Origin of the sequence: Streptomyces sp. NPDC047043, assembly GCF_040644055.1 — a bacterium.
Classification (GTDB): Bacteria; Actinomycetota; Actinomycetes; order Streptomycetales; family Streptomycetaceae; genus Streptomyces.
This window is the reverse complement of sequence record NZ_JBEYVO010000060.1, coordinates 1-12468: the sequence shown is the minus strand read 5'-3', so window position 1 is coordinate 12468 and position 12468 is coordinate 1. Positions and strand designations below refer to the sequence as shown.

10 protein-coding genes and 1 pseudogene are annotated in these 12468 nt (G+C 71.2%); 5 read left to right on the top strand and 6 right to left on the bottom strand.

Annotated elements, in window-relative coordinates:
- Positions 1 to 192 precede the first annotated feature (192 nt).
- Genes ABZ880_RS52100 through ABZ880_RS52090 form a run of 3 tightly spaced genes read right to left on the bottom strand, consistent with a single transcriptional unit; the run spans position 193 to position 3388 of the window.
- Positions 193 to 1026 carry an enoyl-CoA hydratase/isomerase family protein gene (locus ABZ880_RS52100; RefSeq protein WP_361278500.1) on the bottom strand — a complete coding sequence of 278 codons (834 nt, stop codon included), beginning with the start codon at positions 1024 to 1026 and terminating at the stop codon, positions 193 to 195.
- 20 nt (positions 1027 to 1046) lie between these two features.
- A complete protein-coding gene (locus ABZ880_RS52095; RefSeq protein ID WP_361278498.1) occupies positions 1047 to 2273 on the bottom strand; it encodes a thiolase family protein in 1227 nt (408 codons plus the stop codon).
- Positions 2270 to 3388, bottom strand: coding sequence for a DUF5938 domain-containing protein (locus ABZ880_RS52090; RefSeq protein ID WP_361278495.1), 1119 nt, complete (start codon positions 3386 to 3388; stop codon positions 2270 to 2272). The genes ABZ880_RS52095 and ABZ880_RS52090 overlap by 4 nt, the downstream gene beginning before the upstream one ends.
- 248 nt (positions 3389 to 3636) lie before the next feature.
- Here ABZ880_RS52090 and ABZ880_RS52085 point away from each other — a divergent pair, with 248 nt between their 5' ends.
- Positions 3637 to 4599 carry a helix-turn-helix domain-containing protein gene (locus tag ABZ880_RS52085; protein ID WP_361278493.1) on the top strand — a complete coding sequence of 321 codons (963 nt, stop codon included), beginning with the start codon at positions 3637 to 3639 and terminating at the stop codon, positions 4597 to 4599.
- Between the two features lie 420 nt (positions 4600 to 5019).
- On the opposite strand, the gene ABZ880_RS52080 is transcribed toward ABZ880_RS52085, so the two are convergent.
- Both ABZ880_RS52080 and ABZ880_RS52075 read right to left on the bottom strand, forming a co-directional pair.
- Entirely contained in the window at positions 5020 to 5673 is a 654-nt protein-coding gene (locus ABZ880_RS52080) for an NAD(P)H-dependent oxidoreductase (protein ID WP_361278491.1), read from the bottom strand.
- A 41-nt stretch (positions 5674 to 5714) separates the two neighbouring features.
- Entirely contained in the window at positions 5715 to 6464 is a 750-nt protein-coding gene (locus ABZ880_RS52075) for a pirin family protein (protein WP_361278489.1), read from the bottom strand.
- 57 nt (positions 6465 to 6521) lie between these two features.
- Here ABZ880_RS52075 and ABZ880_RS52070 point away from each other — a divergent pair, with 57 nt between their 5' ends.
- Positions 6522 to 6995 carry a MarR family winged helix-turn-helix transcriptional regulator gene (locus tag ABZ880_RS52070; RefSeq protein ID WP_361278486.1) on the top strand — a complete coding sequence of 158 codons (474 nt, stop codon included), beginning with the start codon at positions 6522 to 6524 and terminating at the stop codon, positions 6993 to 6995.
- Between the two features lie 139 nt (positions 6996 to 7134).
- On the opposite strand, the gene ABZ880_RS52065 is transcribed toward ABZ880_RS52070, so the two are convergent.
- Complete coding sequence (locus tag ABZ880_RS52065; protein ID WP_361278484.1) at positions 7135 to 8613, bottom strand: MFS transporter; 1479 nt, start codon at positions 8611 to 8613, stop codon at positions 7135 to 7137.
- 642 nt (positions 8614 to 9255) lie between these two features.
- On the opposite strand from ABZ880_RS52065, the gene ABZ880_RS52060 reads away from it, so the two are divergent.
- The 3 genes and pseudogenes from ABZ880_RS52060 to ABZ880_RS52050 all read left to right on the top strand — a co-directional run bounded on the left by ABZ880_RS52060 (position 9256) and on the right by ABZ880_RS52050 (position 12333).
- Entirely contained in the window at positions 9256 to 9741 is a 486-nt protein-coding gene (locus ABZ880_RS52060; RefSeq protein ID WP_361278482.1) for a MarR family transcriptional regulator, read from the top strand.
- A 138-nt stretch (positions 9742 to 9879) separates the two neighbouring features.
- Positions 9880 to 11442, top strand: a pseudogene (locus ABZ880_RS52055) (MFS transporter); the annotation flags it as partial.
- Positions 11443 to 11586: 144 nt separating this feature from the next.
- Entirely contained in the window at positions 11587 to 12333 is a 747-nt protein-coding gene (locus tag ABZ880_RS52050; RefSeq protein WP_361278539.1) for a carboxypeptidase regulatory-like domain-containing protein, read from the top strand.
- The last annotated feature ends 135 nt before the right edge of the window (positions 12334 to 12468 follow it).

Here is a 12468-nt window from a genome sequence, read left to right as displayed (position 1 = left end):
GTGCGGAACCGGGGAGTTCGGCGTACGGCGACCCGGGGCGCCGCTCGGACCGGTCGCCGCCCCCGGTCATCGGGCGGCCCTCCGCGAGCGTCCCCTGCGGCGCACGCGCTCGCCCGTCGACTTCGGCCGGACACAGCCGCGTTCGGCGCGAGGCAGCCCTGGACCGGACACCGGCCACGCATCCGCGCACGGTCATCGGGCCGCCCCCGCGATCGTCGCCGGCAGGTCCCGCTCGTGCTCGACGTCCTGGAGTTCCGCCAGCTTCCTCAGGTGCTCCTGGACCGCGGGGATGCCGAGCAGGGCGCGCATGGCCTCGTTCTCGACGGCGAAGCCGGCGAACTGGGCGTCCACGGCGCCGCCGAGGACCTTGGTGAGGACCTGGTTGACGGCGGCCACGGAACCCGCGGACCGGGCGGCGGCCCGCCGGGCGAGGTCGTCGACGTAGGCGCGGATGCCGTCGGCGGGCAGGGCGCGGTTGACCATGCCGTACGCGGCGGCCTCCTCGCCGCTGAAGTCCCGGGCGGAGAGCAGGACTTCGCGGGCGCGGGCCGGGCCGATGTGGAGGGCGAGGCGGGTGGTGCCGCCGCCGGTCGGGAGGAAGCCGCCGCTGGTCTCGGGGAGGCAGAACCTGCTCCGCGGGGTGGCGAACCGCATGTGGGTGGCGAGCAGGAACTCCAGTCCGCCGCCGCGCACGATGCCGTCGACGAGACCGATCGTCACCTGGGGCAGCGCCTCCCACATGGTGGAGAGCGCCTGGACGACGTTGATGTCCGGGTACTTGCTCTGCGGCACGTCCGGGTCGTTCATCGAGCGGAACAGGTCGTCGAGGTCGAAGTGGGCGATGAAGAACTCGGGGTTGGCGCTGCCGAGGACGACGACGCCGGTCTCCTGGTCGAAGACCAGCTTCCCGGCGAGGTCGAAGAGTTCACCGACCATCTGGATCGTCATCAGGTTCAGCGGGCCGTTGTCGATGTCGACGTAGAGGATCCGGCCGTCGCGGCGGAGGGAAAGGGTCTGGTAACTCATGAGGGCTCCAAGGGGGTTGTTCAGGCGCCGAGCAGGGTGATGGCGGCGACGGCTTCCTCGCCCGCGTACATGCCGCCGCCGTTCTCGGCGAGGGCGACCCGGGCGTGGGGCACCTGGCGGGAGGCGCACTCGCCCCTCAACTGCCGGACGAGTTCGTGTATCTGGGCCAGACCGGAGGCACCCATGGGGTGGCCCTTGGACTCCAGGCCGCCGGAGGGGTTGACCGGGAGCCCGCCGCCGAGGGTGGTGGCGCCGGAGGCGGCGAAGTCTCCGCCGCGCCCGATCGGGCAGAAGCCCATCAGCTCGGTCTGCAGCAGTTCGCCGAAGGCGGCGGCGTCGTGCACCTCGGCGACGGAGACGTCCTCGGGGCCGATCCCGGCCTCCTCGTACGCCTGCCGGGCCGCGAGGCGGCTCACCGAGCTCTCCCAGTCGGTGACCGGGCGTACGCTGCCGGTGGCGATGACGGAGGCCAGCAGCCGTACGGGGCGGGTGGCCGCGAGACGGCGCAGGCCGGCCTCGTTGACGACGACCGCCGCGGCGGCGCCGTCGGTGAGCGGGGCGCACATGGGGACGGTGAGCGGCTCGTTGACCGTGCGGGCCGCGAGGATCTCCTCGGCCGTCATGGCCTTGCGGAAGTGCGCGAGGGGGTTGTCCACGGCGTGCGCGTGGTTCTTCGCGGAGATCAGCGCCAGTTGTTCCTTCGTGGTGCCGAACTCACGCATGTGGGCGCGGGCGAGGGCCGCGTAGACGTCCATGAAACGGCTGCGCGGTGTTGTCCGCTCCGGTACCTCGCCGCCCAGCTCGCGCAGGACCGCGTCGACGCCGTCCGGGTCGTGGACGTCCACACCCCCGTCGAACAGGCCGAGCATCTTCTTCTTGTCGTCGGTGTTGGTCTTCTCCACGCCGACCGCGAGCACCACGTCGGCGGCGCCGGACCGCACATGCAGGGCGGCCTGGTGCAGCGCCGTGGCACCGGTGGCGCAGGCGTTCTCCACGTTGACGACGGGAATCCGTTCGAAACCCATGCTCCGCAGCGCGATCTGGCCGCCGACCACGACCTGGCCCTCCAGCACGTCCTGGCAGGTGTTGCCGTAGTACGCGGCCTGTACGTCGCCGAGTCCGGCGCCCGCGTCCTTGAGCGCCTCGGTGACGGCGTCCCGGGTGAGGTCCTTGACCGAGGCGTCGCGGCGCACCCCGAACGCCGTCATGCCGACCCCGACGATCCAGACCCGCTCGCCGCGGCTCACGAGCGGGACTCCTCGGTGACACGGGCGAAGCCGTAGGACTCGATGGCGCCCATCAGCTCGCGGTGGCCGAGCAGCTCGGCGGGCGAGCGGAAGCCGGTGCCGTGGTAGGTGGTGCCGAGCAGCCGCATGGCCGCGTACGCCTGGATCAGGCCGGTCATCTGGTAGCCGGTGGTGCACTGGATGACCACGCGTGTGGTGACCGTGTTGCCGCGGCCGACGCACCAGTCGAGGGACCGCTGGTGCTGCCGGTTCTCACGCGGCGGGCTGTCCGCGGTCATGCCGGACGCCATCTTGTCGAGTACGGGGTAGAGGGCCTCCTCGGGCAGCCACTGCAGGGAGACCTTGAACAGGCGTTCCAGGTCGACCACCCGCCGCCAGATGTCCTGGTTGCGCATCGCCACGAACATCCGGCAGTCCCGCACCCGGCGGTCGTCCCGGAAGAAGACCGGGAGCGCGGTGCCGCCCCAGTTGGTGCCGGTGAGGACGAGACCGGAGCCGGGTACGACGACGTCCTGCACGACGACGCCGTCGTACTTCTTCAGCCGTCCGTCCTCCAGGTAGTGCGCCTCGGCACGGATCACGTCGAAGATCGACTGGGTGGAGCCGACGGTGGGGATGGCGTTGGCGTACGAGCCCAGTTCCAGGCTGTCGACGCCGGGGGTCTCCAGGCAGATACGGGCGGCGATGTCATGGATGGCGTACTGGACGGACATGGCGCTGGAGGCGGCCCTGCCGTTCGCCGCGAACCGCGGACCCCACTCGTCGAGGAAGCGCAGCATGTGCGTCTGCTCGCCGGCCGTGTCGAGGTAGTGGATCCCGGCGGCCAGGGCCGCCTCGACCACCGGCGGGGCGTAGCGCAGGAACGGGCCGACGGTGTTGCAGACGACCTGACGGCCCTCGAAGAGCCGGGTGAGGGACTCGACCGAGCCGTCCGTCTCCGCGATCTCGTAGTCGGCGGTCTCGATGCCCGGGACCTTCTCCATCACCTCCTGAAGACGCGCCTTGTTGCGGCCCGCGGCGACGAACGGGATGTCGTACTCGCGGAGGTACTCGGCGACCAGGCGACCCGTGGATCCGCTGGCCCCGTAGATCACGACCGGACGACGATCGCTCACGGCTGCTCCCTTCCGTGGTGCGCCGGGAGACCTCCGGACGTCGTTCCCGACGTCGGGCCCCGGCTTCTGTGACGGTGAGAAGAACCGTGCGTCACGGGCGGCGGCTCCGCTTGTCCCGGAGCGCAGCCGCGTTTGGCCATTTGCGCATCCACGGACCCTCTTGGAGATCACTTCCGGGGGCCGTCGGCACGGGCGTTGACCGAAACCGGCTCCTGCGGTTTCACTGGGCGGCGAGGAGGTGGTCCCGGATGACCGTCGCGGACACATGGTCGAGCCAGGGGCTGCCGGCGACCGCGGTGCGGGACGCCTGGAGCCAGAAGATGTCCGAGCTGCATGTGGCCTGGACGCTCTCCTTCCCCCGGCAGGAGCACTTCGACGCCGCGGTCCGCTACCGCAGACTCGCGGACCTCACCGTGTCGGAGTTCCGGGGAGGCGGGTACGGCGGACGGCAGCGGGCCGGCTCCGGCGCGGACCCCCGGATCGGGGTGCTGCTCAATGTCAGCGGGCGGCTGGTGTGCCGCCACGGCGACCGAGAACTGCTGGTGGGGCCGGACGAAATGCTTCTGTGGGACAGCGAGATCGCGCACGGCTTCGACGCGGTCGATCCCCACCACGAGCTGTCCCTGCTGCTGCCCCGCGAACGCGTCCCCCAGGGCCTGGCCGACGCGGCGGTCCGTGGCCAGGGGGCCGTCTCCGTCGCCGCCGGGTCCGGCCTCACCGCGATCGCCGCCGACCAACTGCGCGCCATCAACCGCGAGTTGGACCATCTCGGCGACGCCGGGCTGGCGATCGCCGCGCAGAGCTTCTTCGACACCCTCGACACGGCGCTCACGCTCACGGCTCCCCGTGCCCCCTCCCCCACCGCGCGGGAGGCGCTGCTGCTGCGGGCCCGCCGGTACATCGAGGACCACCTCGACGACCCCGGCCTGTGCGCCTCCTCCGTGGCCGAGGCGTTCGACGTCTCGGTGCGCACCCTGCATCTGGCGTTCGGCGACACGGGCAGCACGGTGGGACGCTGGATCCGCGAGCGGCGCCTGAGGGTCTGCTACCGGGATCTCGCCCGGGCCGGCGGCGGCACGACGGTCACCGACGTGGCCTTCCGTTGGGGCTTCAACGACATGGCGCACTTCAGCCGTGTCTTCAAGCAAGCGTACGGGGTCACACCGAGCAGCATCGTGGCCCGGCACCGGCGGGTGGCCCCCGGGGAGTGAGCGCAGGCGGCGCGCCACACTGGGCGGACACGCGCATCACAACCTCCGACCGGCACGCGCCGGACTGTTTGCGACCGAGCCGCGATGCCGCGCCGCTCCGGGGCGGGGCCCGGACCAAGGTCTTCTGAACGTGGCCAGGACCCCAGCCCCAACCGGCGGCTTCCGGTTCGCGGCCCCCGGCCCCGGCCTCCCAGCGTCCGGCTTCCAGCCCCCGCATCCGGCTACCGGCTTGAGTGGCGCGGCAACCTTCCCAGAGGCCGCGAGACCACCCGGACTTTCACCACGGCCTTCGCCGGCACGCATGGGAGCCAGGCCGACTCCGAACGCCCCGAAGCGGCCGAGTGGACACTCGGCCGCTTCGGGGCGCGACGCCCTACCGGGGAGGAGGGAAGGCGACGCCGTTTCCGTTCGGATGCCTCGCTACGCCGCGAGACGCCCCACGAGTTCCTTGGCCTTGGCGGCCGCCTGCTCAAGGGCGTCCGCCCGGGACTTCTCACCGAGCGGGATGAGCTCCTCCATGCCGGGCATGACCTTGGCCAGTGTCAGATCGGCCACGATGAAGTGGGGCTCCACCTCCAGCGTCGTCGTCAGGACGGCCTCCAGGTAGTTGAGGACGTACTCGTAGGGTGCCCGGGGCGTGCCGGGTGCGTACGAGCCGCCGCGGCTGGTGACCACGGTGACGGGCGTGCCCTTGACCTTCGAGGTCTCGCCCCGGGCCGTGCGGCCCAGGAGGATCACGTGGTCCAGCCACGCCTTGAGGCTGGACGGGATCGAGAAGTTGTACATGGGCGCGCCGATCACGACCGCGTCCGCGCTCTCGAGCTCCTCGATGAGCTGCTCCCGCAAGGCGAAGGCGGCGACCTGCTCGGGTGCGCGCTCCGCCGGGGCGGCCATGCCGGCCAGATAGGCGTCGGCCGTGATGTGCGGTACCGGGTCCGCGGCGAGGTCGCGGTAGATCACCGTGCCGGTGGGGTGCTGCTCCTCCCATGTGGCACGGAAGGCCTCCGTCACCACGCGGGACGTGGACGCCTGCCCGGGGTAGGCCGAGGAATCGATGTGCAGCAAGGTGGCCATGGCTTTTCTCCAGATGGGGTAAGAGGTGTTGAAGCGGGCCGTCAGCGCCCGCGGACCGGCTGGTAGGCCGGCTGACTGGGGAGCGAGACGAGGAAGACGTCGGCGGAATCCGCCGCTTCCACCGTCATCGCGGACGCGCCGCCGAGGGAGACGGTGTCGTCGGTCGTGGCACGGGTTCCGTTGACCGTGACCTCGCCGCCGAGGACGTACACCAGGGCGAAGCGGTCCGCGCCGACGGCCAGCTCCGCCCGGGCCCCCCGTACCACGGCGACACGACGAATGGAGAGCCCTTCGGTGCGCGCCCGTATCGGCCCGTCACCGCCGACCTGGTCCGTGACGAGGGCGTCGCCGCTCGGTCGCGCCGTGAACTGCCCGGCAGGGTGGTCGGTGTAGGACGGCTCGGTTCGCAGCGCGGTGTCGAATCCCGGGTCGAACCACATCTGGAACACCCGCGCGCCCTCGGCGGCGCCTTCGCGGTGCCACAGACCGGAGCCCGACCGGATGATCTGGGCGTCTCCGCCCCGAAGGTCCAGCCAGCGGTTCGTCCCGGTGTCGAAGTGGCGGGTACGCCCCTCCAGGATGAACGAGATGATCTCGAATCCCTCGTGGGGGTGCAGCCCGAAGGTGAAGTCACTCAGGAAGCGCGTGTGGGACCAGAAGAACAGCGCGGCGGACGGCTGCCCGTCAGCGGCGTAACCGCCCTCGACCACCCGGTTGGACACTGCGTCGATCCCAGGCGCGGGTTTGGCGCGGTCCTGCCTCGGGAGCACGGTCGCCCCGGTTGTTTCCATAGAACCAAAACTAGAGCACACTTAGTTTCCATGTCAACAAATGTTAGGGTGGGCATCATGGAACCGAGGTGGCTGGACGAGCGGGAGGAGCGGGCCTGGCGCGGCTTCCAGGACATGCGCATCACCATGACGGCGCTCCTGGCGAGACGGCTCACCCGCAAGTGCGGCCTGAGCGAGGCCGACTACTCGGTCCTGCTCCATGTGTCGGAAGCGCCGGGGCGGCGGATCCGGTCCCGGGACCTCTGCCGGATCCTGCAATGGGACCGGAGCCGTCTCTCTCGGCAGATCACCCGCATGGAGGGCCGCGGCACCATCGCGCGAGCCTCCTGCGACGACGCCCGCGGCTTCGACGTCGTCCTCACCGAGGCGGGACTCGCCGCCGTCCGGGTCGCCTCCCGTATCCAGCTCGAAGCCGTCCGCCACTGCTTCGCGGACCTGCTCACCGTCGAACAACTCGACATGTTGGGCGACATCACCGAGCTGGTGACCAAGCACCTGGCCACGGAACACGACGACGTTCCCGCCGACTGAGGCCGCGGGCCTCTTTCACGACCGTCGGCCGGCCCGCGAGAGCGGCACGGACCCATGGGCGTCACCCCGGAACCCCACCGGCACCGGCCGGAGTACCCGGAGCACCCTCCAGGGCCGATGCCGTTGCGCTTGGAGCCGGTCAGCGAGCCTTCCTCGACCGCATCAGGATCCCGCACAGCAGCGCGGCGACCGCGAAGACGGCGGCCATGGTCAGGAACGCGGCGTTGTAACCGTGTACGGCGGCCACGTCGCGCGAGCCGCCGACATGCGAACCGAGGTACGCGGCGGTGGCGGTGCTGGCGACGGTGGACAGCAGGGCCGTCCCGACGGATCCGCCCATCTGCTGCATCACGGAGAACATGGCGGATCCCACTCCGACGTCCTCGGGGTCGAGTCCGGCCAAGGCGTTGCTCATGGCGAGGGTGGTGTTGACCCCCTGGCCTATGCCGAACAGGAACAGTGGCCCCAGCACCGCGGTCCAGTACGACGACGAGGCTTCCAGCCTGCTGAGCCACACCAGACTGGCCGCCGTGAGAACCAGGCTGCCGATGATGATCACCTTCGGCCTGATGCGGACCAGCCAGGAGGCGTTGCCGAGAAGGTTCGACGAGACGATGAGTCCGGTAATCACCGGCAGGGTGCCCAGGCCCGCCAGCACCGGGGAGAGATGGAGGTTCTCCTGGAGGAAGAAGGTGGTGAAGAAGATGATGCCGAAATTGCCCGTGGAGGAGGCGAAGCGGTTGACGTAGGCGGCGACGCGTTCACGGTCGCGCAGTACCCGCAGCGGCAGCAACGGCGCGGGCGCGAGATGCTGCCGCAGCACGAAGCCGCCCAGGACGACCACGCCGCCGATCAACGCACCCAGCGTGACCGGAGAGGACCAGCCCCGGGCCTCGGCCTGGGCGAAACCGAAGACCACACCCAGCAGGCCCGCGCACGCCAGGACGGTGCCGATCAGGTCCATCCGGGGCCGCTCGTCGATGCGCTGCCTCGGCAGGAGCAGCCACGCGCCGAGGGCCGCCCCGGCCGCGAACACCACATTGACGTACATCGTCCATCGCCAGTTGATGTACTCGGTGAGGACGCCTCCCAGGACGAGGCCTATGCCCCCTCCGGCGCTGACGATCGTGCCGATGATGGCGAACGCCCGCGTGCGTGACCTGCCGCTGGGGAACGTCGTGGTGATCAACGAGAGGACGGCCGGCGCGAGCAGGGCACCCGCCGCCCCCTGTGCGGCTCGGGCCACGACCAGCATGCCGAACCCGATGGCCGCTCCACCGGCGGCCGAGGCGGCGGCGAAGCCGATCAGGCCGATGATGAACGCCCGCTTGCGCCCCATCAGGTCGGTCAGGCGTCCGCCGAGCAGGAGCAGGCTCCCGAAGGCCAGCGCGTAAGCGGTGACGACCCACTGCCGGCCACCGGTACCGAAGCCGAGGTCCGCCTGCGCCGAGGGCAGCGCGACGTTCACGATCGTGTTGTCGAGCACGACCATCAGCTGTGCCGCCCCCAGCACCGCCAGGACCCACCCTCGGCGGTCTGCCACCGGTGCCGCCACCTCGGCCCCCGGTGGACCGCCCACGGTCTCGCCGTGGCCCGACACCTTTTCCACCGTGTTCATGTGACGCCTTCCGAGATGTGCGGACGACGGCACGTACTGTCGCAGCCCGCGAATGATCCAGTTCTTCCGCCACCCCGGCACGGCGGTCGTGTGCCCCCCGCTCGTCGTCCCGCGCCGACCCTCGATCACTCGGACACCGACGCGGAGACAGGCCGCGTCCCACAGCACGCGCGGGCGGACAAGGCTCCCCCGCGGTCACGGTGTGATGCACGGCTCAGGCAGGTGAGGACACCGACCCGGAAACCCATCAGAGCCCGATCGGATCACGTCGATGTGACCGCCGCGGTTCTCGCGGATGAACGAAACGCTCCTGGTCCGCCCCGTGGACACGGTGTGAAGGTGAGCCGTTGAAGGGAGGGAGCGTGAACCCGGGGAGACGGGCCCCGGCCCTCTCACCGGTCTGCGGCGTGCCCCTCGTCGACGAACCTGTCGAACAGCGTGTCGCCCCCGTGGCGGCCGGCTGACTACGGCCCATCCCGGACGGAACGCACACACTGTTTGTTGACACAGCACCAAAGCTAGAACAGGTTCGTTTCCATGTCAACAAATCTTGCCCTGCGGGTGTGGAGACGAGGATCACGCACCGGCCTCCGGAATTTAGTATGTTGACATAGGTTTCATTTCATAGATAACTTGGTGGGCATGTCCGGAGTCAGCGAGGCTCGCCAGAGCCGGAGCCAGCGCATCGACCACGTGGCCGCAGGCCTCGCGGCGTGCCTGCCCGCGCTGAACCGGTCCGTGGAACGGGGCATCGCGGCACGGCTGCCCTACCCCAAGCCCCCCGAGCGACAGCTGGCGCTCCTTCGGTACGTCGCCGAGAACGACGGCGCCACCGTCCACAAAGCGGCCTGCGCGCTCCAGATGCAGCCGAACAACGTCAGCGCCCTGGTGACCCGCCTCACCGAGGCGGGCATGCTCGAACGCCGCCAGGACGACACCGACAAGCGTGTCGCGCACCTGCGTGTCACGGCCGAGGCCCGTCGGCGTATCGCCGAGGCCGAGGACGTGGCGACCCGGCAGCTCGCCTCCACTCTGCGCACCCTCACAGACGGCGAACTCGAAGCCCTCGGCTCGGCCCTCGGCGCCCTCGCGGGCCTCGCCCAGCGCCTCCGCGACCGCTCCGTCTGACCGGTCGCGCCCCCGCGCGCAGCGCCCTCGCCGTAGACATGGCCGGGCCGGCACGCGGTCCGGCATCCACTCCCCCCTCGTATCCCCACATGTCCACGCGGGCTTTTCGCGTGCCTCACATCCGAGGACATCTCACCCATGCCTGTCACCGCCGTATCAGCGGGACCCGCCCGGCAGTCCCGGGCCTCCCGATCCGACCATCGCCGCGCCAACCCGTGGCTGACCCTGATCGCCGTCGCGTTCGGCCTGTTCATGGTCGGCCTCGACGGCTCCGTCGTCTCGATCGCCAACCCCGAGATCGCCCGCCACCTGCACGCCAGCACGGCCGAACTGCAGTGGGTCACCAACTCCTACCTGCTCGCGCTCGCCGCCACCCTCATCCTCGGCGGCAAGCTCGGCGACCGCCTCGGACGCCGGACCCTCTACCTCGTCGGTGTCGTCGGGTTCACCCTCGCGTCGGTCGCCATCGGGCTCGTCGGCTCGATCGGCGGTGTCATCGCCTTCCGCGCCGCGCAGGGACTCTTCGGCGCGATGCTCATGCCCAACACCCTCGCCCTGCTGCGCGCGGTGTTCCCGCCGAAGAAGTTCGGCATGGCGGTGGGCATCTGGGCGATGATCTCGTCCGTCTCCACCGCGCTCGGCCCGATCGTCGGCGGACTGCTCGTCGAGCACGTCAACTGGGAGTCGGTCTTCTACATCAACGCCCCCATCGGCGTCATCGCCCTCGTCTTCAGCCTGCTCGTGCTGCCGCAGTCGAAGAACGAGGCGGCCGCGGACGAGAAGTTCGACGTGCCCGGCGTCGTGCTGCTCGCACTCGGGCTGCTCGCCGTCGTCTTCGGCGTCGTCAAGGGCGAGACCTGGGGCTGGACCTCGGGCGGCACGCTCGGCTCGATCGGCGCGGGCCTGGTCGTCCTGGTCCTCTTCGGCTGGTACGAGACCCGAGTGACGCATCCCCTGCTGCCCATGCGGCTGTTCCGCAGCCCGGCCCTGACCATCGGTGCGTTCGTCACCGCGCTGAACTTCTTCGTCCTGCTCGGCGTGATCTTCTTCGTGATGCTGTACCTGCAGAACGTGCGCGGCTTCACCCCCGTCCAGGCCGGTGTGCGCACCCTGCCGCTGAGCCTGGTCGCCATGGTCGCCTCGCCGATCGGCGCGAAGCTCACCGAGAGGTTCGGTCCGCGTCTGACCATGCCGCTGGGCATGGCGCTGCAGGCCGCCGCCGCCTTCACGATGCTCGCCTGGAGCGCCGACTCCTCCTACGCCGCGATGTGGCCTCCGTTCGCCGCGCTCGGCCTCGGTGTCGGCATGGTGATGTCCGCGTCCTCCGACGCGATCGTCGGCAACGCCCCGGTCCGGGACGGCGGCGTCGCGGGGGGACTGCAGGGCACCGCGCTGCAGATCGGCGGCGCGCTCGGCACCTCGGTCCTCGTCTCGATCATCAGCAGCCGCGTCGGCTCCACCCTCACCGGCTCGCTCACCGACGCCGGGGTGCCCGGCCCGGTCGCCGCCCGCCTCGACGGGGCGAAGGACGCGGTCGCGATGGGCGTCGCCCCGGTGACCGACTCCATGCCCGCCCAGCTCAGGGCGGCCGTGGCGGAGGGCAGCCACACCGCCTTCATGAACGGCGTCCACACGGCCGTGCTCGTCACCGGAATCCTCGCCGTGGTCGGTGGCCTCCTCTCGGGAGCCGGGCTTCGCCGCCGCACCGCCGACGGGACGGCGCCCGAGCCGGTCGCCTCCGCCGCCGCGTCCGCCTCCGGCGTTCCGGAGCAGACCCGCTCCACGGCCGGGCCGGCCGCGCCCGCGAGCGAAGGGGCCCCGATCCCGTCCTCCGCCGGAACAGCGGTGGTCGGGCGCGTCCGGGGCGCCGAGGATGTGCCCGTCGCGCGGGCCGCCGTCACCCTGATCTCGCTGGGCGGACGGCAGTTGGGCCGTGCGATGTCCCGGCCGGACGGCTCGTACCGGCTCGACGCCCCGGGTGTCGGCAGCTACGTCCTCATCGCGTCCGCCGACGGCTATCGGCCGCAGGCCTCGACGGTCGTGGTCGGCGGCGCGCCCCTCTCGTACGACATCCTGCTCTCCGGTACCAGCGGTCTGCTCGGCACCGTCAGGTCGGCCGACACCAAGGAGCCGGTCGGCGGTGCCCTGGTGGTCGCGGCCGACGTGCGCGGAGAGGTGATCGACACCGGAGTCTCGGCGGCGGACGGCACGTTCGGCTTCACCGCGCTGGTGCCCGGCCAGGTGACCCTGGCCGTGACCGCGGCCGGGTACCGGCCCCTGGCGCTACCCGTCGAGGTCGTCACGCACGGTGTCACCAGGACCGAGATCGAGCTGGCCTCCGGCTCCCGGTTGCAGGGCGTGGTCACGGCCGCGGGCCGCCCGCTGAACGACGCCCGGGTCACCCTCGTCGACGCGGCCGGCAACGTGGTGGCCACCGCCACCACCGGCGAGGACGGCGCGTACGGCTTCACCGACCTGGACGGCGGCGAGTACACGATCATGGCGACCGGCTACCCGCCGCGGGCCGACCACCTGACCCTCGGCTCGGGTGCGGACGGCCACGACATCGAACTCTCCCACCCGGGCGAGTGACAGGCACCCTCGCCCGGGCGTACTCCCCCCACGGCCCGGGCGAGGGGCAGGAGGCCGGGCCGGGTACGTCAGAAGCGGCGGCGTGCCCGGCCCGGTCACAAGAGCCCTTGGGCGGGGCGCCACCAGTGGCGCCCC

Excerpts from the sequence above, each read along its gene's own strand:
- ABZ880_RS52080 (WP_361278491.1), bottom strand. The coding sequence starts at position 5,673 with ATGGCCACCTTGCTGCACATCGATTCCTCGGCCTACCCCGGGCAGGCG.
- ABZ880_RS52100 (WP_361278500.1), bottom strand. The coding sequence starts at position 1,026 with ATGAGTTACCAGACCCTTTCCCTCCGCCGCGACGGCCGGATCCTCTAC.
- ABZ880_RS52070 (WP_361278486.1), top strand. The coding sequence starts at position 6,522 with ATGGAACCGAGGTGGCTGGACGAGCGGGAGGAGCGGGCCTGGCGCGGC.
- ABZ880_RS52065 (WP_361278484.1), bottom strand. The coding sequence starts at position 8,613 with ATGAACACGGTGGAAAAGGTGTCGGGCCACGGCGAGACCGTGGGCGGT.
- ABZ880_RS52085 (WP_361278493.1), top strand. The coding sequence starts at position 3,637 with ATGACCGTCGCGGACACATGGTCGAGCCAGGGGCTGCCGGCGACCGCG.
- ABZ880_RS52075 (WP_361278489.1), bottom strand. The coding sequence starts at position 6,464 with ATGGAAACAACCGGGGCGACCGTGCTCCCGAGGCAGGACCGCGCCAAA.
- ABZ880_RS52060 (WP_361278482.1), top strand. The coding sequence starts at position 9,256 with ATGTCCGGAGTCAGCGAGGCTCGCCAGAGCCGGAGCCAGCGCATCGAC.